The following is a 20,155-nucleotide window of genomic DNA, read 5'->3' on the forward strand; positions in this document are numbered from 1 at the left end:
CCATTCCGGCGATCGTGCCGGCGTTGTGCATCTTCTCCCGGGCCTCCGGGTCGTTCGGCCCGTCCGCGACCGCCCGCCCGAGGTAGCCGAAGATCATCCGGATGGCCTGCAGGGCGAGGCCGTCGGTGAAGTCGTTGGCGTACACCGACACGTAGGACTCGACGGCGTGGGTCAGGGCGTCCGGCTGCGGCAAGTCGACGGCGCTGCGGATGATCGCCGGACTCGAGGACACGAGCGGCGGTGACATCTTCATCGACGGTCAGCCGGTCACCGGATGGGCTCCCAAGCAGCGTGACATCGCGATGGTGTTCCAGAACTACGCGCTCTACCCGCACATGACGGCACGAAAGAACATGGGGTTCGTCCTGCGGCTGCGTCGTGTGCCGGTTGCCGAGACGGACCGTCAGGCGCGCGAGGTCGCGCACCTGCTGGGCCTGTCGGAACTGCTCGACCGCAAACCGGCGGCGCTCTCCGGCGGCCAGCGGCAGCGGGTGGCCATGGGCCGGGCGATGGTACGGCGACCGCGGGTGTTCCTCATGGATGAGCCGTTGTCGAATCTCGATGCGAAACTGCGGGTGTCGATGCGGGCCGAGTTGTCCCGGCTGCACCAGCGCTACCGGATCACCACGGTCTACGTCACCCACGATCAGGTGGAGGCGATGACCCTCGGCGACCGGATCGCGGTCATCGACCGCGGGCGGCTGCAGCAGGTCGGCACGCCGGAGCAGCTGTACCTGACGCCGGCCAACCGATTCGTCGCCGGGTTCATGGGCTCGCCGAGCATGCTGTGGACCGCGAAGGTCGGGTAGCGCGCTGATGTGTCCATCGGCCGTCCCGCGGTGTTGTCCCTCGATCTCCGCGAGGCGCATTTCTTCGATCCGGGGACCGGCGAGGCCATCCCCGCGGTGCGAGGAGCCGCGGACCACGTCCAGGTTGTGTTCCACCGTCCGGCACGGCGCCGGCATGACCGTCAACATCTGCTGCTCCCTTCATGAACCGGCGGGACACGCACGCTCAGCCCTTGCCTCGCACCACGACCACCGGGCAGTGGGCGTGCAGCACACAGTTCTGGCTGACCGAGCCGAGCAGGGTACCGGTGAAAGCCCCGTGCCCGCGCGACCCGACCACGAGCAGTGCCGCGTGGGCCGACATGTCGATCAGTTCCTGCGCCGGATGACCGGCCACCACGGATTCCAGCACCGGGACGTCCGGCTCGCCGTTACCCAGCGCGTCCTGGATCGACGCGCTCAGGATCTTCCCGGCGGCGGTTGCGAGATCCTCGTACGGGAACACCGTACCCATGCCGTAGTAGGCCGGGACCTCCCACGAGATCAGTGCCTGTACCCGGACACCGGTGCGCCCGGCGTACGCGATGGCCCAGCGCAGAGCCGCCTTGGACGACGGCGAACCGTCCACGCCCACCACGATGTCGGTGTCGCGAACCTCGCTGGTGTGCTCCTGGCCTCGTACCATGACGCACCTCCTGTCTGGCCGGCCCTCGGCGGTCATCGGCGTTCGAGACGCCTCATCTCCCGCTGGATGCGGCTCTCCGCCGGTCCCGCCGGCGCGTAGTAGTCCCAGACGTGAAAGACAACGCCGATTCCCCAGAGGAAGAGCGGGAATGCCGGCCAGTAGAAGCCACCGGCATTCGTCTCCGTGAGCGGCTTCCGGCCGATCCGCCGGGGCCGGTCCGGTCATCGCCGGCGCGAACCACGTGTCGCCAGATTCCGTCCAGGCGGCCAGACCCGGTCGATCAGCTCCTCGAGCAGAGGTCCAGCGAGGATCAGCATCGCCAGCACGGCGAGGATCACGAGGATGAGCCATGACACGACCCGCACCTCCAGACATTCGGATCTGAACCGATCGTCGCTCCGCGGGCCAGGTCGCGGCAGAGGCAACAGCACCCGCGGCGCGGGCCGTTCGACCCGGAGGGCCGGACACCGGGCCATCCGGCCCCCGGCCTCGGGGCCAGACGCACTTCCGCAGGGGGACGGCGAGGTACGACCCTCTCGGTAAGCCGCCGAAAGGAAACCGACCATGAGACCCAAGCAGATCCTGGTGGGTACGGACGGCACGGCGGGAAGCCATACGGCAGTGCGGTGGGCCGCTCTCGAGGCGCAACGCCGGCATCGCTGCCTGCGCGTCGTGCACGTGTGCGACTGGGACGGACGGCCGGACGAATACGACCGCGGTGCGGAGTGTCTCGACGCGTCCCACCAACTCGCCGACGCCGTCGTCGCCCGTGCCTCGGCCCAGGCCCGGGCAGTCGCACCGGCTGTCCAGCTTGAGCTCGACACCCTCCTTGGCAAGCCGGCCGCGCGGCTGCTGGACGCCGCTCACGACGCCGAACTCGTCGTGGTGGGCAGTCGGGGACGGGGCGGGTTCGCCACCCTGCTGCTCGGGTCGGTGAGCGAGCGGGTGGCCGCCCACGCGCCCTGCCCGGTGGCGGTCGTCCGGGGCCGGGGCAACGCCGATGAGGGCCCCGTCGCCGTCGGTGTCGACGACTCCCCCGCCGCCGATACCGTCCTCGGCACGGCCTTCGAGGCGGCCGCCTGCCGGGCCACCGGAGTCGCCGTGATCCGCACCTATCCGTGGCCGCCCCCGCTGTGGACGGCCGGGGTGCCGGTGGTGGAGTTCGGCACGCCCAAGGAGGACGCTGCCGAACGTCAACGGGTGGAGGAGCTGCTGGCGCCGTGGCGTCATAAGCACCCCGAGGTGAAGGTCGACGTCCTGGTGTCGCACGACAGCCCCGCCGCGGTCCTGACCGGCGTGTCCCGCGGGGCTCAACTCGTCGTCGTGGGCAGTCACGGTCACGGCAGCGTGGTGGGTGCTCTGCTGGGCTCGACCGGTATCCACCTGTTGCACCACGCCGACTGCCCGGTGCTGATCGCCCGGCCGGCGCGGCCGTAATGCCAGAGAGAGTGCTCGCCGGTGTGTGGGTGTACCGGCTTCCGCTCGGTGCCGGCGGGCACCAACAGCACGACCGGCAACCGAGCGGATGAGAAGACCAAGCCAGGTACGTCACATCCTGGAGAAGCGCCTGGTCCGTTCGGTCTGGTGGCATCGTCGGCAGGTGTGGGCCTGAGCCGTGACCAGCTCGTCATCCCAGTAGAGCCACGGACCCCACTCGTGCCAGGACCGTGACTCTGGCGCACCACAGCGTTCGCATCGGCGGATCTGGTCGCACTGGTCGTCGCCGACGTAGCTGAACTGACCATAGACGTGGGGCGTTTCCTCCTGGACCTTCCCACACCAGGCACAGGTTCTGACGATCTCGCATCGGCTTCCCGGGAGGGACCACTGCCCGGAGTGTCGTCCCATCGTGCACAGTGCTCTTCGCAACGCGCTCATCTCGGCTCCCTGGGTCCGCCCCCGCAGCCCTTCGGTGGAAGGTTAGGACGCCGCCGGTGGACTCGCCAGGGCCGAACGACCTCGCCGGCGCACCGGTGACCAACGGCCCGGCCACGCGGGCAATCTGCCCGCATCGAGCGGCGCACCAACGGCCTAGCGTCGAAGACGAGACGACAGGAGGTCGCCATGCCTACCATGACGGAGGTACGCCACCCGGTTGGCTCGCGTCGGATCGGCTACGCCGGCGGCGCCCTCGTCAACGCGACGCTGCTCTATCTCGTCAACGGCAGGCCGGGCTGGACGGCGGTGCCGTTCCTGACCAGCGACATGGCCCGCGTTCTCACGATCATCAACGTGTCGATCGTGGCCGGTGTCACGGTCAACCTGGTCCGGATCGCTTACGACCCCCGGTGGTCCGTCGCGCTCGGCGACGTGGTCGCCACCATGATCGGAGCGGTGGCGCTGCTGCGGATCTGGCAGGTGTTCCCCTTCCAGTTCGATGCCGGCGCGGTCGACTGGCCGCTCATCGTTCGCGTGGTACTGGCCTTCGCGCTGGTCGGTAGCGCCTTCGGGATCGTGGCCGGACTGGTGTCGATGGTGCGTGCCGTGGGCGCGGAGATGGGCACGGCCGTCCGGGTACCGCGGGCGGACGCCGAGGCGAGACACCGGAAAGGGTGATCGCTCATGGCCACCACACCGGTTCAGCCTGCCACGTCCCCGTACGTGCCCAGGTTGCCCGCAGCCGCCCGAGACGCAACAGCACAGGTCATCGCGGCCTGGCTGGTCGTGGCGCTGTCCGGAGTGTTCTCGGCCGCCGTGACACCGCGCGGACCGGTGACCGGCACCCAGGTCGTCGTCCTGATCACCGCCACCACGCTCGTCGGTGGGCTGCTCGGCTGGTGCGTCCGGTCCCGCTGGGCGATCGTCGCGGCACCGGCACTGCATGTGGCCGGGTGGGAACTCGCCCGCGCGACGGTGTTCCGGCTGGACGGCCCCACGTTCGACCGGCCCCGCTTCGACGTGACGATGGGTGTCATCCTCTTCGTGGCCGTACATGTGATGTATGTCGTGGTCGCCGGCCTGCCGATGCTGCTCGGCGTACTCGGCGGCCGCGCCTGGCAGCGCCGTACGGCAGGACCGGCCGCGGTCGGGTCGGTCGTCGTTCTGCTCGTCGTGGGCGCCATCGGCGCGTTCCTGGTCCGCCCCGGGCACACCGATCCGGTGCCGGGTGGCGTCGCCACGGTGACGACGGTCCGGCTGGGCGACGCCGAACAGTGGGTATCGATGCGTGGTGACCGGGCCGACAATCCGGTGCTCCTGCATCTTTCCGGTGGACCGGGAAGCTCCGACGTCGGCTGGGTGCGCTCGTTCAACCGGTCGCTGGAGGACGACTTCACCGTCGTCGTCTGGGAGCAGCGCGGCGCCGGCAAGTCCTATCCGGCGCTGGATCCGACCACGGGTCTGACCCTGGATCGGCTGGTCGCCGACGGCATCGAACTGACCACGTGGCTGGCCCGGCGGTTCCACGAGTCGAAGATCTACCTCACCGGCAACTCCTGGGGCAGCACGCTCGGTGTGCTCATGGTGCAACGCCGTCCGGACCTGTTCCATGCCTACGTCGGCACCGGGCAGATGGTCAGTCAGCGCGAGACCGACCGGCTGCTGTACCGGCAACTGGCCTCGTACGCCGTTCGCACCGGCGACCGGAAGCTTCGGCAGCAGCTGGCGGCTCTCGGTGAACCGCCGTACCGCGACGTACTGGGATACGCCTGGGTGATGGAGTACTACGACGTTCTGGAGCCGTACCGCCATGTCCCCGAGTTCGACGCGGCCCGTGGCCTGAGCGGCTTCTTCCCGGACGAGTACAGCATCCTCGACACCTGGAACGAGCTGCGGGGTTTCGCTGACATGGGCGGGCTGGTGTATCCGCAGATCCAGGGTGTCGACTTCCGACGGGACGTGCCGCGGCTCGACGTGCCGGTCTACTTCCTGCAAGGCCGCCACGAACTGACCGCCCGCAGCCGCCTGGCCGACGAGTGGATCGCACAGCTGCGGGCGCCCGTCAAGCGGGTCTACGAGTTCGAGTACTCCGGCCACAACGCCGACGCCGAGGAGCCGCAGCGCTACCACGACCTGCTCGTCTCGGCTGTCCTCGCCGAGACCTACCGGAGGTGAACCGTGGACGCCATCGTGGTGCGGGACCTGGCCCGCGCGTACGGGTCGACGCAGGCGGTGCGCGGCATCAGCTTCTCCGTCGCGGCGGGCGAGATCTTCGCCCTGCTCGGTCCGAACGGCGCGGGCAAGACCACCACCGTCGAGATTCTCGAAGGCTACCGGTCGCGGGACGCGGGACAGGCCCGGGTGCTGGGCTACGACCCGGCGACCGGCGGCCGGGACTACCGGGAACGGATCGGCATCGTCCTGCAGTCCGCCGGCTTCGAGGAGGACTTCACCGTACGGGAACTCGTCCGCATGCAGGCGTCGCTCTATCCCCGCCGGCACGACGTCGACGAGCTCATCGACCTCGTCGAACTCACCGACAAGGCGGACGTACGGGTCAAGGTCCTCTCCGGCGGACAGCGCCGACGCCTCGACCTCGCACTCGGCCTCGCCGGCGCACCCGAGCTGCTGTTCCTCGACGAACCGACGACCGGATTCGATCCGGCGGCCCGGCACCGCGCCTGGGATCTCATCCGGAGGCTGCAGGAACTCGGCACCACGGTGCTGCTCACCACGCACTACCTCGAGGAGGCCCAGGAACTCGCCGACCGCGTCGCGGTGCTGCGCTCCGGGCGCCTGGTCGCGCTCGGCACCCCGGACGACCTCCGTGCGCACGTTCCGCTGGCCGCCACCATCTCGTTCCGGATCCCGCCCGGGGTCGCCGCCGGGGAGCTGCCGGATCTCGGCGGCCGGCTGGACGTCGACGGTCGGCTGGCACGGATTCTGACGCACACGGCGGTGTCCGATACCTGGCGGCTGACCGGGTGGGCGATCCAGGCGGGTGTGGAACTCGGCGAGTTCACCGTGTCGCCGCCGACGCTGGAGGAGGCGTACCTCGCGCTCACCGAGGAGGCCGGCCATGACGGTTGACACACGGGTGGCGCAGGTGCATCCGTGGTGGATCCTGTCCCGGCACGCCGTGGTCGCCTTCTTCCGCAACCCGATGTCGGCGTTCTTCACCATCGCATTTCCGCTCGCCTTCCTGGTGCTCGTCGCATCGATCGTCGGCGACGAGCAGACCACCGCCGGGGTCCCGGTCGCGCAGTTCCTCATCGCGCCGTTCGCCGTCTTCGGAGTGGCCGAAGCCGCCTTCAGCATTCTGGCCGTCGACACCGCGACGCTCCGCGAAAGCGGGACGCTGCTCCGGCTCCGCGGATCGCCGGTGTCCGCCGCCGCGGTGGTGGCGGCCCGGATCACCGCCTCCGTCGCGGCGTCACTCGCCGCGGTCCTTCTGCTGACCGGTGTCGGTGTGGTCGCGTACGGCGTCGAGATCGTCCCGCGCAAGCTGCCGGCGCTGCTCCTCACCCTCCTCCTCGGGATCGCCTGCCTCGCCGCCCTCGGGCTCGCGCTCACCTCGCTCACCCGCACCGTCCTCGCCGCGCAGACCCTGACCCAGGGCCTACTCATCCCCCTGGCGTTCATCTCGGACGTGTTCATCGTCGGCGCGCGGCTACCGTGGCTCTTGGACGTCACCGGGTCGGCCCTGCCGTTGAAACACTTCGCCCGGGCGATGGCCGCGACGTTCCACCCGGGTCCGGGGTACGGCTTCTCCCCCGGCCACCTTGCGGTGCTGGCCGCCTGGACGGCGGCTGGAGCGGCGGTCGCGGTGTGGCGGTTCGGCTGGAGCCCACGCGGTTCCGCGGTCGCGTCGCGACCGGTCGCGGCGGTGCAGGTGCGGACGGCACCACGGTTGTCGGTGCCGCTCCATGCGGGCCGGCCACCGACGACCGCCCTGCTGTACGGTCAGGTCCGCTACGCGCTGCTGGGGCTCCGCCGGGACCTGCTGTCCGTCTTCTTCGCCGTGCTGTTCCCGGTGCTGCTGTTGCTGCTGTTCCCGTCCGTCTTCGGCAACACGACGGTGCACGGCCTGGCCATGGCCCAGTACCTGCTACCCGGCATGATCACCTACGCGGTGGCGGTGGCCGGGTACGTCAACCTGCCCGAAAGCGTGGCGGGCGCCCGGGTTCAAGGTGTGCTGCGGCGGCTGCGCGGGACGCCCCTGCCGACCGGCGTACTCATCACCGGCCGGGCGATCTCGGCGCTGATCGCGGGCCTGCTGTCGACCGCGCTGCTGTGCACCGTGGCCGTCGCGGCCCTCGACGTCCGGCTGGATCCCGGCCGGCTGCCCGCCGTCCTGCTTGCCGTCGTCCTCGGCGTGTGCTGCTTCGCCGCGCTCGGCCTGGCCGTAGTGGCACTGTTGCGGTCCGCTCGATCGGTCCTCGCCGTCACGCTCGGCACGCTGCTGCCGCTCTCCTTCGCGTCGGAGGTCTTCGTGGTGGGTGAGGACGCGATGCCGCCGTGGTTGTCCGCCGTCGCCGACGTCTTCCCGTTGCGTCACCTGATGGAGGCGCTGCTCACCGCCACCCGACCCGGCGTCGACGGCACCGGCGTGGCCTGGAGGCACCTCGCGGTGGTGGCCGCCTGGACGGTGGCCGCGCTCGCCGTTCTGGTCCTTCGCGATCGGGCGGCGAGGGCCACAGGACCCGCCCGGCCAGGCCCGGCTCCCCTGTCGCCGGCCATCGATGCGGATGAGGATCGAAGAGGAGACCTGAGGGGAGCCAGCCATGCGGATCAACCAGATCGTCGTGGGCACCGACGGCACGGAGTACGGCACGGCCGCCGTGCGGTGGGCAGCCCGGGAGGCGGCACGCCGTAAGGCACTGCTGCGGATCGTGCACGCCTTCGACTGGGAATGGGCCTCGGCCCGCTACGGCACCGGCCGCGAATACGTCGAACTGGCGGAGCAACGTGCCGAGTCCGTTCTCCAAGAAGCCCTCGACCAGGGTCGGCAAGCCGCCCCGACGGTGCCCATCGAGACCAACGCCGTCATCGGCAACCCGGCGCCGCAGCTGCTGCAGATCGCCGAGGACGCCGCCCTCATCGTGCTGGGCAGCCGAGGACACGGCGGCTTCGCCAGCCTGTTGCTCGGTTCGGTCAGCCAGCGGGTGGCGACCCATGCGCGGTGCCCCGCGGTCGTGGTCCGCGGCCGCGGTGACGTCACCAACGGCCCGATCGCCGTCGGGGTGGACGACTCGGAAGCCGCCGAGCAGGTGCTGGGGACCGCCTTCGACGCGGCCGCCGCCCGCGGCTGCACGCTGACCGTCGTGCGTACCTTCCTCCCGCCGATCCCCCTGTGGATCGGCGACATCCCGCCGGTCCTGGTGGCGACACCGGAGGCCGACGCCGAGGAGCAGGCCCGCCTGGACGCCCTGCTCGCCCCGTGGAAGCAGAAGTACACGCAGGTACCGGTCGAGACCATCGTGTCGCACAACAGCGCGGCCGCCGTCCTGGTCGGGGTCTCGCACGGTGCGCAGCTCGTCGTCGTCGGCAGCCGCGGCCGTCACACGATCGCCGGTGCTCTGCTCGGCTCCACCGGCATGCAACTGCTGCACCACGCCGACTGCCCGGTCCTGATCGTCCGGACTCCGGCAGGTGAGTGATGAACGGCGTCGACCCGGCCCGGTCCGTCCGAACCGATGAGGCCGACGTGCTCACCGCAGACGGCGGAATCGTCACGATCCGACCGGTGCGCAGCGACGACCGGTGCGCGGTCACCGCACTCTACCGCGACGCCGCGCCCGAGAGCCTGCGGCTGCGGTTCTTCACCCAGCCGACGCCGGCCACGCTGGCGGCGGAGGTGGACCGGCTCTGCCGCCCGCAGAGCGATCAGCATCTGGCGCTGGCCGCCGTCGCGGCGGACACCGTGGTCGGGATCGCCTCGTGTGAACGGATGGGCCGGACGGACCACCGTGCCGAGTTCTCCGTCTTCGTGGCCGACCACCATCACGACCGCGGCATCGGCACGCTGCTGCTGGAACATCTGGCCGCCCGCGCCCGCGTCCAGGGCATCACCCAGCTGATCGGCGAAGTACTGCCGGGCAACAACCAGATGTTGCGGGTGGCCCGCGACCTGAGCGCGGACGTGTGGTCCCGCTTCGACGACGGCATCGTCGACGTCGGCCTCGGCACCGACGACCTGTGCGACGAAGCACTGCTGGCCGTGGACAGCCGCGAACGCGCCGCCGAACACGCGTCGCTGCGGGCGCTGTTGTCGCCCTCCTCGGTCGCGGTCGTCGGCGCGGGCCACACCCGCGGCGGAGTAGGGCACGAGACGCTGCGCGCCCTGCGCGAGTACGGATTCGCCGGAGCCCTGTACGCGGTGAATCTCACCGGCCGGCCGATCGACGGCATCCCGGGCTACCGGTCGGTTCGCGAGCTGCCCGAACCGGTCGATCTCCTCGTCGTCGCGGTGCCGGCGGACCAGGTCATCGGTGTGCTCAGCGAGGGCGGCAAGGTCGGCGTACGCGGTGCCGTGGTGCTGAGTTCCGGCTTCGACGAGGACGGCCCGGAAGGCCACCGCCGGCAGGCCGAACTGGTGCGCACCGCCCGGGCCCACAGTATCCGGCTGGTCGGGCCGAACTGCCTCGGCGTGATCAACACCGACCCCCGGGTACGCCTCAACGCCAGCTTCGCGCCCAGCGTGCCCTCCGCCGGAGGGCTGGCCGTGGCGTCGCAGTCGGGGGCGGTCGGCATCGCCGTCATCAACAGCGCCACCCGCACCGGCTGCGGCGTCTCCACGTTCGTGTCCCTCGGCAACAAGGCTGACGTCAGCGGCAACGACCTGATCGCGTACTGGTACGACGACCCGGCCACCCGGGCCGTGGCGCTGTACCTGGAATCGTTCGGCAACCCGCGCAAGTTCGCCCGGACGGTGCGGGCGCTGTCGCGGCGCAAGCCCGTGCTGGCGGTCAAGAGTGGACGCTCCGCCGCGGGCCAGCGCGCCGGCGCCTCGCACACCGCGGCCGCGGCAGCCCCCGCGGCCACCGTGGACGCGCTGTTCGCCCAGGCCGGCGTCGTCCGCGCGGAAAGCCTCGGCGAGCTGCTCGACGCGGCGCGGCTGCTGACCGATCAGCCGTTGCCGGCCGGCGACCGGCTGGCCGTGGTCGGCAACGCGGGCGGGCTCAACGTGCTCGCCGCCGACGCCGCGGAGGGACACGGCCTCCGGGTCCCGGTGCTCAGCGCCGCGTTGCAGCAGCGGCTGGCCCGGGCGGTGCCGGGCGCCGCCAACCGGGACAACCCCCTCGATCTCGGGGCCGGCGCCGCTCCGGCGATTTTCGCCACGGCGGCGGATACGGTCGCCGGCAGCGGCGAGGCGGATTGCCTGCTGATGGTGGTGATCGGCACCCGGGCGAACACACCGACCGGCATCCTGGCCGCTCTCGGCCCGGTCGCGGACCGGCGCCCGGAGCTGCCGATGGCAGCGGTCGTGGTCGGCAGCAGTGACGATCCGCCGTCGCTAGGCCGGCGGAGGGCTCCGGTGTTCGATCTGCCGGAACGCGCGATCACCGCGTTCGGCCACGCCGTGCGATACGCCGCGTGGCGACGGCAACCGCTGGGCCGCCGTCCCGACCTCACCGGCATCGACCCGCACGGTGCCCGCGGCCTGGTGCACCAGGCTCTCGGCGTCGGTGCGGGGTGGCAGTCCTACGAGCGGACCGCCGCCATCCTGGCCGCGTACGGCATTCCCGTCCTGGACACGGCGACCGTCACGACACCCGGCGATGCGGTGGCCGCTGCGGACCACACCGGATACCCGGTCGTCCTCAAGTCGGCGGATGCCGACCTGGTGCACAAGAGTGACGCCGGCGGCGTCCGGCTCGGCCTCTGCGACGGGGCCGCCGTCCGGGACGCCTTCGCCGCGGTGGCGGCCACCGGACGGCCTGGCACCGGGGTGCTCGTGCAGCGGCAGCTGCAGGTGTCCGTCGAACTGGTGGTCGGCGTGGTCCACGACCGGTTGTTCGGCTCGGTGGTGCTGCTCGGCCTAGGTGGCGTGCTGACCGACCTGCTCGCCGACCGCGCCCTGCGCCTCGTGCCGATGACCGACCTCGACGCCGGACGGATGTGGCGAAGCCTGCGATCCGCCCCGCTGCTCACCGGCTACCGCGGCGCTCCTCCGGTCGACACCGCAGCCCTGGAGGACCTGTTACTGCGCGTGGGACGGCTCGCGGAGGACCTGCCCGAGGTCGCCGAACTGGACCTCAACCCCGTCGTCGCCGGCCCGCACGGTGCGGTGACGGTGGACGCCAAGCTGCGGCTCGCGCCCGTGGGCGCCGAGCCGGACCCGACCCTGCGCCGCCTCGGCGCGGCCGACCGCACCTGAGAGGAGCACCACCATGGCCGCCAAGAAGATCATCGTCGGATACGACCGGTCAGCCGGCGCCAAAGCGGCCGCGGTCTGGGCCCTCGACGAGGCCCTGCGCACCGGCGCGGCGGTCGAGTTCTTCTACGCCTTCGAGTGGCCGCTCTGGGCCCCGGCGGCGTCGATGGTCCCCGCACCGGCGGTCTGGCCCGACGGGGAGACCGTCCGCGCGATCCGCGACCTGCTCGACGCCGCGGTGACCGATGCGAAGCTGAGCCATCCGGACGTCCGGACCGGGATTTCCACCGTCGAAGCTCCGACCGCGCTCACCCTGATCGACCGTTCCACGCAGGCCAGTCTCGTGGTGCTGGGCAGCCGGGGGCACAACGCGGTGGGAAGTCTCGGCTCAGTCAGCGTCGCGGTCAGCGCGCACGCGCACTGCCCGGTCGTCGTGGTGCGGGGTGATCCATCGCCGGACGCTCCCGTCGTCGTCGGCGTGGACGAGTCCGACTGCGCGCAGCTGGCACTGGCGTTCGCCGTCGAACAGGCGGCGGCGCGGAACGTCCCGCTGACCGTCGTGCGGGCCATGGCGTTCGCAACCGGGCTCTGGGAAGAGCGGGAGTTCGTGACGGACGCCATCACCGAGGGCGGACAACGCGCGCTGTCCGACATGCTGACCGGCTGGCGGCAGAAGTTCCCGCAGGTCGACATGTCCGTGCAGGTGGTGCCGGACCACCCGGCGAACGCCCTGGCAAGGGCCTCCACCGCTGCTCAGCTCGTCGTGGTCGGCAGCCGCGGCCGGGGTGCGTTCCGCGGCATGCTGCTCGGCTCGGTCAGCCAACACCTGCTGCACCGCTCGCGCTGCACGGTGGCCGTGGTCCGCGAAGCACGAGGCACCTGACCGGTAGCCCGGCGTGACGGGTATTTCGGCCCTGATCGACGCCGGGCCGGGAACGGCACGCTGGTGGGTAACCACGCGATCCCGGAGGTTCCACCATGACGGTTTCATCGATGTACGCCGACGGACGGGTGCGGTCGATGGCCCGCACGATCGTGGCTGGAGTCGGTGGGGCGCGCGGATGGGCGGCGCTGACGTGGGCGGCGGAGGAGGCCGATGCCACGGATTCGCGCCTGGTCGTCCTGCGCGCCCACGCTCCGGATACTCTGCTCGCACGGTTCCCGGACCGGCCGTCGGTGCTGGAACTGGCGGATCCGTCGCTCGCCCACGCGGTCGGCGCTCTGCGGACCCGCCTAGGCGGGCAGCGGGTGGCGCTGCGGACCTCGGCGGCCGCGCCGGAGTCGGTGCTCACCGAGTCCCCCGCCGACCTGATCGTCATCGGTGCCGGCGGCGCCGGCACCACGGTGCGCCGCATCCTGCGGCACGCCCGCTGCCCGGTCGTGGTGGTCCGCGGCCTGCCCGGTGGCCGCGGCGCGGCCTTCGCCGGGCACGTCGTGGTCGCCGTCGACGGCAGCACCTCCGGGCGGGCGGCACTGCGGTTCGCGTTCGCCTGGGCCGACCAGCACCACGTACCGCTCGCCGCGGTGCACGTCTGTCCCGACGAAACTCACGAGCACGTCACGCACCCGCGCAGCCGCGCCGCCCTCGACGCTCAGGCGCTGCAGCTGCTGCGCCACCAGGTGGAGCCTTACACGATCACCTATCCGGCGGTCCGGGTCCGGCGGGCCGTCCTTCGCGGTCCGGTCCCGGAAGCACTCATGCAGGCCGGGATCGGCGCCTACCTCCTGGTCGTCGGGGGCCGGCGCCACGGGCCGACGGGCTGGCCGCGACACGACGGCGTACCGCTGGTCATGGCCCGCACCGCCGACTGCCCGGTCGCCGTGGTGCCCCGGACACAGCGCGAAGGAGATCCGCTGTGACGTGCTATCACGAGCACGACCTGCGTCGGGCGGCCGAGGCAGCGGTCCGCGCGCCGTCGCTGCACAACAGTCAGCCCTGGCGGTTCCGGCTGCAGGACGGCGCTATCGAGGTCCTCGCCGACTCGTCGCGTCAGCTGGCCGCCGACGGCGAGGGCTGGGCGGTGCGGATCGCGTGCGGAGCGGCCACCTTCAACGCCCGGCTCGCGCTGGCGGCCGACGGTACGCCCGCCCACGTTGTCGTGCGTCCGCCCGATGCGCGCCCGGATGTGATGGCCCGTCTGACGCCGGCGGTCCCGCGGCCGGCGACCTACGCCGAGCGGGACCTGTTCGCTGCGGTCCCGCACCGGTACAGCAACCGGCAACCATTCTGGCCGGATCCGGTGCCCGCCGAGGTCCGGGCCCGGCTGATCGAGGCCGTCCGCGCCGAGGGGGCCTGGGTGGACCTGCTCGTCGGCATGACGGCGCTCAGCGGATTCGCCGAGATCGCCAACAGTGCCGACCGGGTGCTGCGGCGTGACTTCCGCTACCAGGCGGAGCTGTCCACGTGGGTGCACGCCGACGCCGCTGCGGACGGGGTTCCGGTCGCCGCGGGCGGGCCGGCGCCCGAGCCGCAGGATCTGCTACCGCAGCGGTCCTTCGGCGAGCGGCGCCGGGCGCGCGGCCGCGACTTCGAGCCCGAGCCGCTGGTGGCGATCCTCGGCTCGGCCGGCGATCACCCGGTCGACCAGATCTCGGCCGGCCAGGCACTACAACACCTGCTGCTGGCGGTCACCGACGCGGGGCTGGCCAGCTCGATGATCTCTCAGCCGATCGAAGTCCCGGCGGCGCGTGAGCAACTGCGCCGCTCGTTGGGCCGGACCGGCACGCCACAGATGGCGGTACGGATCGGCTACGGCCAGCCGGGCCGGCCGACCCCGCGCCGGCCACTCGGGGACGTACTCATCGCCTGACCGCCGCCGGAGCGGGCCGCAGGGGCCGCCTTCGCCCGGGTCCCGGACAGGACAGGACGAAAGTCCTTCCCCCCGCGGTACGCCGGCCCTCACCCGCACGGCCGTCGACAGGGCTGAATAGAGGTGACACCGAAGACGAGAAGGGACGTGGGCATCATGACCGCCGCCACCCACCACCAAGGCTCGACCAGCCGGGTTCCGGCCGGCCCGATCCCGACCGAGACCACCGCCGCCAGGACCACGCGCTACCTGCTCGCCGGGCTCCGGCTCGCACTCGGCTGGGTCTTCCTGTGGGCGTTCATCGACAAACTGTTCGGACTCGGCTACGCGACCAAGGCCGAGAACGCCTGGATCGACGGCGGCAGCCCCACCAAAGGCTTCCTCGGCAACGCCGTGAAGGGACCCTTCGAGGGCTTCTACCACAGCTTCGCCGGCGCGGCCTGGGCCGACTGGCTGTTCATGATCGGCCTCGCCGGCATCGGCATCGCCCTCATCGCCGGCGTGGCCATGCGCATCGCCACCACCGCCGGCGCGGTCCTGCTGGTGGCGATGTGGACCGCCGTGCTGCCCCCGGAGAACAACCCCTTCATGGACGACCATCTGATCTACGCGGGTCTCCTGGCCGTCCTCGCCCTCACCGCTGCCGGCGAGACACTCGGGCTCGGAAAATACTGGACCAGCCTGCCGATCGTGCAGCGCCTCCCCTGGCTCAAGTAGACCCGATCAGAGGCACGCACCCCGGGCGGCATCCGGTTCCGGATGCCGCCCCCCGCGCATTTCAACCCAGGAGGAGTCATGAAGACCAGCTATCTGATCGTCGTCGGCGTGGACGGCTCCGAGGGCGGTCGCCGCGCGCTGGACTGGGCCGCGCAGGAGGCGGCCGCCCGGGCCGGCGCCGTGCAGGCCGTCATCGCCTGGTCCTGGGGACGGCCTGGAGTACGGCCCGGTCGCGGCCACCCGACCAGACCAGGAGGCGGAACGCGCCACCAAGCTGCTGACCCGGGAGATCCAGGCACTGGCCGAACGACGCGGATCGGCGTTCCCGGTGGCCGCCGAGGTCATCGAGGGCCGGCCGGCGGACGTGCTGGCAGCAGCCGGCGCCGCCGCGGACCTGCTGGTACTGGGCAGCCACGGACACAGCCGGGTCCGCCACACCGTGTTGGGCTCGGTGAGCGAGGACTGCATCCGCAAAGCCACCTGCCCGGTCGTCGTCATCCCGGTCCCCATCGACCAGCCCCGGCAGACGGCAGAGCCGGTACTGCGCAACTGACCGGCCTGCCGAAGGGGCGCCCGGTCCACCTGTCTGCGGTTCACGCCACGGCGGTCAGTACGTCAACGTGCCGCCCCGCGTCCAAGGCCACCACCTGGTCGACGTCGTCCAGGCCGTCGGTGCGGTGGGTGATCAGCAGGACGGTCCGGCCGGCGGCCGCGGCCAGCAGGTCGCGGGTCAGCGCGACAGCGGTCGCGTCGTCGAGATGTTCGGTCGGCTCGTCCAGAATCAGCACCCGGAAGTCGGCGAGCAGCGCCCGCGCCAGGGCGAGCCGGCGGCGCTGGCCGCCGGAGAGCCGGACACCGTGTTCGCCGACGAGCGTGGCGAGGCCGTGCGGTAGGGCGTCGGCCCAGTCGAGCAGCCGGACCTTGGCCAGGGCGTCGCGCAGCTCGGCGAGGGTGGCGTCGCGACGGCCGATGCGCAGGTTCTCCTCGACCGTGGTGTCGAACAGGTACGCGTCCTCGGGCAGGTACCCGACGATCCGCCGGACCTCCTCCCCCGGCAACCGGCGCAGGTCCACTCCGTCGAGGGTGACCCGGCCGGCGACCGGGTCGAGCCAGCGCACCAGCAGAGCCGCGACGGTGCTCTTGCCCGATCCGCTCGGGCCGACCAGGGCCATCCGCCGCCCCGGCTCCAGGGTAAGGCTGACGTCCCGCAAGGCGGTCCGGTCCGCCGTCCAGCGGGCGGTCAAGGCCTCCAGGCGCAGCGTGTGCGGCCCGTCCGGCACCTGCGCCGGTTGTTCCGGCGCGGGCGCCGGCGACGGCGCGGTGAACACCTCGGCCAGGCGCCGCAGCGAGGTGCGAGCGCCGGCGAACCGCTGAGCCGCGGCGGGTAGCCCGGCCGCCGCCTCGAACATGGCCAACGGCGTCAGCACGACGACGGCGAGCAACTCCCCGGACAGGTCGCCGTTGCGGACCGCCACCGCGCCGGCGACCAGCCCGATCCCGACACAGAGGCCGGTGGCCAGCGCGGTGACCGCGGCGGCGGTACCGGCCGCGGCGGCAGACCGCTGCTCGGCGCGGCGCAATCGGCGGTCCGCCTCGGTGAGCCGGTCCAGGTAGTGCCGCGTGGCGCCGTTCGCCACCAGGTCGGGCAGACCGTGCAACAGGTCCACCGTGCCGGTGGCCAGTTCACCGCGCAACGGGGCGAGCCGCGCGTCGGCCCGGCCGGTGGCGGCGCGCTGCAGCAGCGGCACGGCGGCACCGACGACGAGCAGGCCGACGGCCAAGGTCAGTCCGGCGATCGGCACCAGCGCGCCGACCAGGGCGACCGATCCGGCGCCCACGACGACGGTGACCGCGTACGGCAGCACCACCCGGGTGCACATGTCGAGTACCGCCTCGACGTCGGAGACCAGCCGCTGCACCAGATCCGCGCGGCGGAACGCGGTCAGCCCGGCCGGCGCCAGGCGGTCCAACTCGGTGAACAGCCGGACCCGCAGTTCGCCGAGCACGCGTAGGGCGGCGTCGTGGCCGACCAGCCGTTCCAGGTAACGCAGGACTCCACGGCCGATGCCGAACGCGCGGACCGCGACGATCGCCACCATCAGGTGCAGCACCGGCGGGTGCAGCGCGGCCCGTGAGATCAGCCAGGCCGCGGTGGCCATCAGACCGACGCCGGCACCGGCGGCGCCGATGCCGGCGAGCACGGCGACCAGCAGACCACCCACGGCAGGACGGGACGCCGTGCGCAGCAACGTCAGCCAGCTCATCGCACACCCGCAGGGACGGCATCGAGCGCGATGACCCGGTCGGCGAGGGCGATCAGTTCGGGCCGGTGGGCGGCGATCACGACGGTACGCCCGCGGGCCAGCCGCCGGATCGCGATCATCACACCCGCGGCCGTGCCGGCGTCGAGGTTCGCGGTGGGTTCGTCGAGGAGCACTATCGGCGTGTCCCGCAGGAAGGCCCGGGCCAGCGCCACCTGTTGCCGCTGACCGGCGGACAGCCCGGAGCCGTCGTCGCTGAGCGGGGTGTCGAGGCCCTGCGGCAGCGCCGCCACGAAGGACGCGGCGCCCGCCTCGGTGAGGGCCCGGTGCACCGCTTCGTCGGTCGCGTCCGTGCCCAGGGTGACGTTGCCGCGGACGGTGTCGGCGAACAGCTGAGGTCGTTGCGGCACCCAGGCGATCTGCCGGCGCCAGGCGTTCAGGTCCATGGTGGACAGTGTCCAGCCGGCGACCGTCACGCTGCCGGAGTCCGGCGTGACGAAGCCGAGCAGCACGGCGAGCGCGGTGGACTTGCCGCAGCCGCTGGGTCCGGTGAGCGCGACGACCTCCCCCGGAGCGATCGTCGCGGACAGGTGCAGGGCCGGCCCGGCGCGGTCCGGGTAGGTCACGACGACGTCGTGGCAGGCGATTGTCCCGGTCTCGGCCGGCTGGTCACCGCGCGCCGGCAGCGGGGTGTCGAGGACGGCGAAGACCTGCTCGGCGGCGGCGAGGCCCTCCGCGCTGGCGTGGTAGTTCGCGCCCACCTGGCGCAGCGGCAGGTACGCCTCGGGCGCCAGGATCAGCACCAGCAGTGCGGTGGCCAGATCCAGGTTGCCGGAGACCAGACGCAGCCCGATACCGACGGCGACCAGGGCCACCGACAGGGTGGCGAGCAGTTCCAGCACCAGCGACGACAGGAACGCGGTGCGCAGGGTCCGCATGGTCAGCCGGCGCTGCTCGCCGCTGATCCGGCGGATCGTGCCGGCCTGGGCGCGGGCCCGGCCGAACACCTTGAGCGTGGGCAGGCCGGCCACCACGTCGAGGAAATGGTGCGAGAGCCGGGACAGCAGCCGGAACTGCCGCCGGTTCGCCGCCTCGGTGTGCAGGCCCACCAGCGCCATGAAGACCGGGATGAGCGGCAGGGTGAGGGCGATGGTGGCGGTGGCGACCAGGTCGGCGGGCAACAGGCGGGTCAGCACGACGGCCGGGACGAGCGCGGCCAGCACGAGCTGCGGCAGATAGCGGGCGAAGTAGGCGTCCAGCGCATCCAGCCCGCGGGTGACCAGGGTGGCGTAGGCGCCGGTGCCGGTGGACGGGCCGAGCGCGGCCAGATGGGCCAGCAGGCGCCGGCGCAGTTCACTCTTGACGCCGGCGGCGGCCCGGGCCGACGCGACCTCCTGTGCCCACGCCACCGCGGCCCGGCCCGCGACGACAGCCGCCAGCCACAGCAGCGTCGGGGTCAGCTCGGTGACGCCCGCGCCGTCCAGGAAGACGACGGTGATGCCGTGCGCGAGCAGCGTCGCCTGCGCCACCACCAGCGCGGCCAGCAGCGTCCCGAGCGCGACGGTGACCGCGAGGTACGCCCGCGTGGTGCGGGCGTAGCGGAGCAGGCGCGGGTCGAGCGGCTTCACACCGATTCCTTGACCGCGGCCGGGATCTGCTCGGCGGTGAGCCGCTTGCGGAACACCCAGTACGTCCAGCCCTGGTAGGCCAGGACGATCGGGGTGAACGCGACCGCCACCCAGGTCATCACGGTCAGCGTGTAAGGCGTGGAGGAGGCGTTGGTGACGGTCAGGCTGTTCGCGTCGGCGAGGCTGGACGGCAGCACGTTCGGGAACAGCGTGACGAACAGCGCGAAGGTGGCCAGCACGATGGTCGCTCCGGTGGCCAGGAATGCCCAGCCCTCCCGGCGGAACTGGGTGGCGGCCACTCCACCGGCCAGGGCCAGGGCCGCGGCGCCGGAGAGTGCCCAGCCGGCCGGATCGCCGTGGCGTACGCCGGTCCAGAGCAGGAACCCGCCGGCGATCGCGATGACCGGTCCGCCTAGCAGCGCGGCGAGCCGGCCGGCCCGGTGCCGTACCTCGCCGTCGGTCTTCAGCGCCAGGAACACCGCGCCGTGCAGGGTGAACAGGGTCAGCGTGGTCAGACCGCCGAGCAGCGCGTACGGATTGAGCAGGTTGACGAAGCCGCCGACGTACTCGTGCCGGGTGTCCAGCGGCACCCCGCGCAGGATGTTGCCGAACGCGACGCCCCAGAGCAGCGCGGGTGCCAGGCTGCCGCCGATGATGCAGGCGTCCCACCGGCGCCGCCAGCGGTCGTCGTCGACCTTGCCGCGGTACTCGAAGGCGACCCCGCGCAGGATCAGCGCGACCAGGATGAGCAGCAGGGGCAGGTAGAAGCCGGAGAACAGGGTGGCGTACCACTCGGGGAAGGCGGCGAACGTGGCGCCGCCCGCCACCAGCAGCCACACCTCGTTGCCGTCCCACACCGGGCCGATGGTGTTGATCATGAGTCGGCGCTCGCGGTCGTCGCGGGCCAGCACGGGCAGCAGGATGCCGACGCCGAAGTCGAATCCCTCGAGCAGGAAGTAGCCGGCCCAGAGCACGGCGATCAGGGCGAACCAGACGGTGGTGAGTTCCATC

General features: G+C 72.1%; 18 protein-coding genes and 2 pseudogenes. 13 read left to right on the forward strand and 7 right to left on the reverse strand.

Going from position 1 to position 20,155, the window contains the following annotated elements; translation table 11 throughout:
- Positions 1 to 253, reverse strand: a pseudogene (locus LDL48_RS41545) (iron-containing alcohol dehydrogenase); the annotation flags it as partial.
- Between LDL48_RS41545 and LDL48_RS41550 the strand changes: the two are divergent.
- Positions 171 to 785: pseudogene (locus tag LDL48_RS41550) on the forward strand (ABC transporter ATP-binding protein); the annotation flags it as partial. The pseudogenes LDL48_RS41545 and LDL48_RS41550 overlap by 83 nt on opposite strands.
- Positions 786 to 1,014: 229 nt before the next feature.
- Here LDL48_RS41550 and LDL48_RS41555 read toward each other — a convergent pair.
- From LDL48_RS41555 to LDL48_RS44115, 3 genes are read right to left on the reverse strand one after another with little or no spacing between them, the layout of a single operon-like run.
- Complete coding sequence (locus tag LDL48_RS41555; protein WP_225260701.1) at positions 1,015 to 1,473, reverse strand: universal stress protein; 459 nt, start codon at positions 1,471 to 1,473, stop codon at positions 1,015 to 1,017.
- A 32-nt stretch (positions 1,474 to 1,505) separates the two neighbouring features.
- Positions 1,506 to 1,676, reverse strand: a complete 171-nt coding sequence (locus LDL48_RS41560) for a 2TM domain-containing protein (protein WP_225260725.1) — start codon at positions 1,674 to 1,676, stop codon at positions 1,506 to 1,508.
- Positions 1,677 to 1,694: 18 nt separating this feature from the next.
- On the reverse strand, positions 1,695 to 1,829 hold the full coding sequence (locus LDL48_RS44115; RefSeq protein WP_255630392.1) for a hypothetical protein: 135 nt from the start codon (positions 1,827 to 1,829) through the stop codon (positions 1,695 to 1,697).
- Between the two features lie 208 nt (positions 1,830 to 2,037).
- On the opposite strand from LDL48_RS44115, the gene LDL48_RS41565 reads away from it, so the two are divergent.
- From LDL48_RS41565 to LDL48_RS41620, 12 genes are all read left to right on the forward strand, one after another.
- Positions 2,038 to 2,910, forward strand: a complete 873-nt coding sequence (locus tag LDL48_RS41565) for a universal stress protein (RefSeq protein ID WP_225260702.1) — start codon at positions 2,038 to 2,040, stop codon at positions 2,908 to 2,910.
- Between the two features lie 627 nt (positions 2,911 to 3,537).
- Positions 3,538 to 4,029, forward strand: coding sequence for a hypothetical protein (locus LDL48_RS41570; RefSeq protein ID WP_225260703.1), 492 nt, complete (start codon positions 3,538 to 3,540; stop codon positions 4,027 to 4,029).
- Positions 4,030 to 4,035: 6 nt separating this feature from the next.
- On the forward strand, positions 4,036 to 5,526 hold the full coding sequence (locus LDL48_RS41575; RefSeq protein ID WP_225260704.1) for an alpha/beta fold hydrolase: 1,491 nt from the start codon (positions 4,036 to 4,038) through the stop codon (positions 5,524 to 5,526).
- A 3-nt stretch (positions 5,527 to 5,529) separates the two neighbouring features.
- Entirely contained in the window at positions 5,530 to 6,441 is a 912-nt protein-coding gene (locus LDL48_RS41580; protein WP_225260705.1) for an ABC transporter ATP-binding protein, read from the forward strand.
- The gene (locus LDL48_RS41585; protein WP_225260706.1) at positions 6,431 to 8,227 is read left to right on the forward strand and encodes an ABC transporter permease; all 1,797 of its coding nucleotides are present in this window, start codon (positions 6,431 to 6,433) and stop codon (positions 8,225 to 8,227) included. The genes LDL48_RS41580 and LDL48_RS41585 overlap by 11 nt, the downstream gene beginning before the upstream one ends.
- A complete protein-coding gene (locus tag LDL48_RS41590) occupies positions 8,136 to 9,011 on the forward strand; it encodes a universal stress protein (protein ID WP_225260707.1) in 876 nt (291 codons plus the stop codon). The genes LDL48_RS41585 and LDL48_RS41590 overlap by 92 nt, the downstream gene beginning before the upstream one ends.
- Positions 9,011 to 11,731, forward strand: a complete 2,721-nt coding sequence (locus LDL48_RS41595; RefSeq protein WP_225260708.1) for a bifunctional acetate--CoA ligase family protein/GNAT family N-acetyltransferase — start codon at positions 9,011 to 9,013, stop codon at positions 11,729 to 11,731. Before LDL48_RS41590 ends, LDL48_RS41595 begins: the two co-directional genes overlap by 1 nt.
- 13 nt (positions 11,732 to 11,744) lie before the next feature.
- On the forward strand, positions 11,745 to 12,611 hold the full coding sequence (locus LDL48_RS41600; RefSeq protein WP_225260709.1) for a universal stress protein: 867 nt from the start codon (positions 11,745 to 11,747) through the stop codon (positions 12,609 to 12,611).
- Between the two features lie 95 nt (positions 12,612 to 12,706).
- Positions 12,707 to 13,588, forward strand: coding sequence for a universal stress protein (locus LDL48_RS41605; RefSeq protein ID WP_225260710.1), 882 nt, complete (start codon positions 12,707 to 12,709; stop codon positions 13,586 to 13,588).
- Entirely contained in the window at positions 13,585 to 14,538 is a 954-nt protein-coding gene (locus tag LDL48_RS41610; RefSeq protein ID WP_225260711.1) for an Acg family FMN-binding oxidoreductase, read from the forward strand. The genes LDL48_RS41605 and LDL48_RS41610 overlap by 4 nt, the downstream gene beginning before the upstream one ends.
- A gap of 147 nt (positions 14,539 to 14,685) precedes the next feature.
- Positions 14,686 to 15,255, forward strand: a complete 570-nt coding sequence (locus LDL48_RS41615) for a hypothetical protein (protein ID WP_372472318.1) — start codon at positions 14,686 to 14,688, stop codon at positions 15,253 to 15,255.
- Between the two features lie 214 nt (positions 15,256 to 15,469).
- Positions 15,470 to 15,808, forward strand: a complete 339-nt coding sequence (locus tag LDL48_RS41620) for a universal stress protein (RefSeq protein WP_225260727.1) — start codon at positions 15,470 to 15,472, stop codon at positions 15,806 to 15,808.
- 40 nt (positions 15,809 to 15,848) lie between these two features.
- On the opposite strand, the gene cydC is transcribed toward LDL48_RS41620, so the two are convergent.
- Genes cydC through cydB form a run of 3 tightly spaced genes read right to left on the reverse strand, consistent with a single transcriptional unit; the run spans position 15,849 to position 20,154 of the window.
- Positions 15,849 to 17,519: a thiol reductant ABC exporter subunit CydC gene (gene cydC, locus LDL48_RS41625; RefSeq protein WP_225260712.1), complete on the reverse strand. Its 1,671-nt coding sequence runs from the start codon at positions 17,517 to 17,519 to the stop codon at positions 15,849 to 15,851.
- Complete coding sequence (gene cydD, locus LDL48_RS41630) at positions 17,516 to 19,144, reverse strand: thiol reductant ABC exporter subunit CydD (protein WP_225260713.1); 1,629 nt, start codon at positions 19,142 to 19,144, stop codon at positions 17,516 to 17,518. The genes cydC and cydD overlap by 4 nt, the downstream gene beginning before the upstream one ends.
- On the reverse strand, positions 19,141 to 20,154 hold the full coding sequence (cydB, locus tag LDL48_RS41635) for a cytochrome d ubiquinol oxidase subunit II (protein ID WP_225260714.1): 1,014 nt from the start codon (positions 20,152 to 20,154) through the stop codon (positions 19,141 to 19,143). Before cydB ends, cydD begins: the two co-directional genes overlap by 4 nt.
- Position 20,155: the final 1 nt, after the last annotated feature.

This window comes from Jidongwangia harbinensis (genome assembly GCF_020216025.1).
In the GTDB taxonomy this organism is placed as follows: Bacteria; Actinomycetota; Actinomycetes; order Mycobacteriales; family Micromonosporaceae; genus Actinoplanes; species Actinoplanes harbinensis.

What these genes read in the sequence shown, in the direction of transcription:
- LDL48_RS41555 (WP_225260701.1), bottom strand. Translation starts at nt 1,473, where the DNA reads ATGGTACGAGGCCAGGAGCACACCAGCGAGGTTCGCGACACCGACATC.
- LDL48_RS41565 (WP_225260702.1), top strand. Translation starts at nt 2,038, where the DNA reads ATGAGACCCAAGCAGATCCTGGTGGGTACGGACGGCACGGCGGGAAGC.
- LDL48_RS41570 (WP_225260703.1), top strand. Translation starts at nt 3,538, where the DNA reads ATGCCTACCATGACGGAGGTACGCCACCCGGTTGGCTCGCGTCGGATC.
- LDL48_RS41575 (WP_225260704.1), top strand. Translation starts at nt 4,036, where the DNA reads ATGGCCACCACACCGGTTCAGCCTGCCACGTCCCCGTACGTGCCCAGG.
- LDL48_RS41585 (WP_225260706.1), top strand. Translation starts at nt 6,431, where the DNA reads ATGACGGTTGACACACGGGTGGCGCAGGTGCATCCGTGGTGGATCCTG.
- LDL48_RS41590 (WP_225260707.1), top strand. Translation starts at nt 8,136, where the DNA reads ATGCGGATCAACCAGATCGTCGTGGGCACCGACGGCACGGAGTACGGC.
- LDL48_RS41595 (WP_225260708.1), top strand. Translation starts at nt 9,011, where the DNA reads ATGAACGGCGTCGACCCGGCCCGGTCCGTCCGAACCGATGAGGCCGAC.
- LDL48_RS41600 (WP_225260709.1), top strand. Translation starts at nt 11,745, where the DNA reads ATGGCCGCCAAGAAGATCATCGTCGGATACGACCGGTCAGCCGGCGCC.
- LDL48_RS41605 (WP_225260710.1), top strand. Translation starts at nt 12,707, where the DNA reads ATGACGGTTTCATCGATGTACGCCGACGGACGGGTGCGGTCGATGGCC.
- cydC (WP_225260712.1), bottom strand. Translation starts at nt 17,519, where the DNA reads ATGAGCTGGCTGACGTTGCTGCGCACGGCGTCCCGTCCTGCCGTGGGT.
- cydB (WP_225260714.1), bottom strand. Translation starts at nt 20,154, where the DNA reads ATGGAACTCACCACCGTCTGGTTCGCCCTGATCGCCGTGCTCTGGGCC.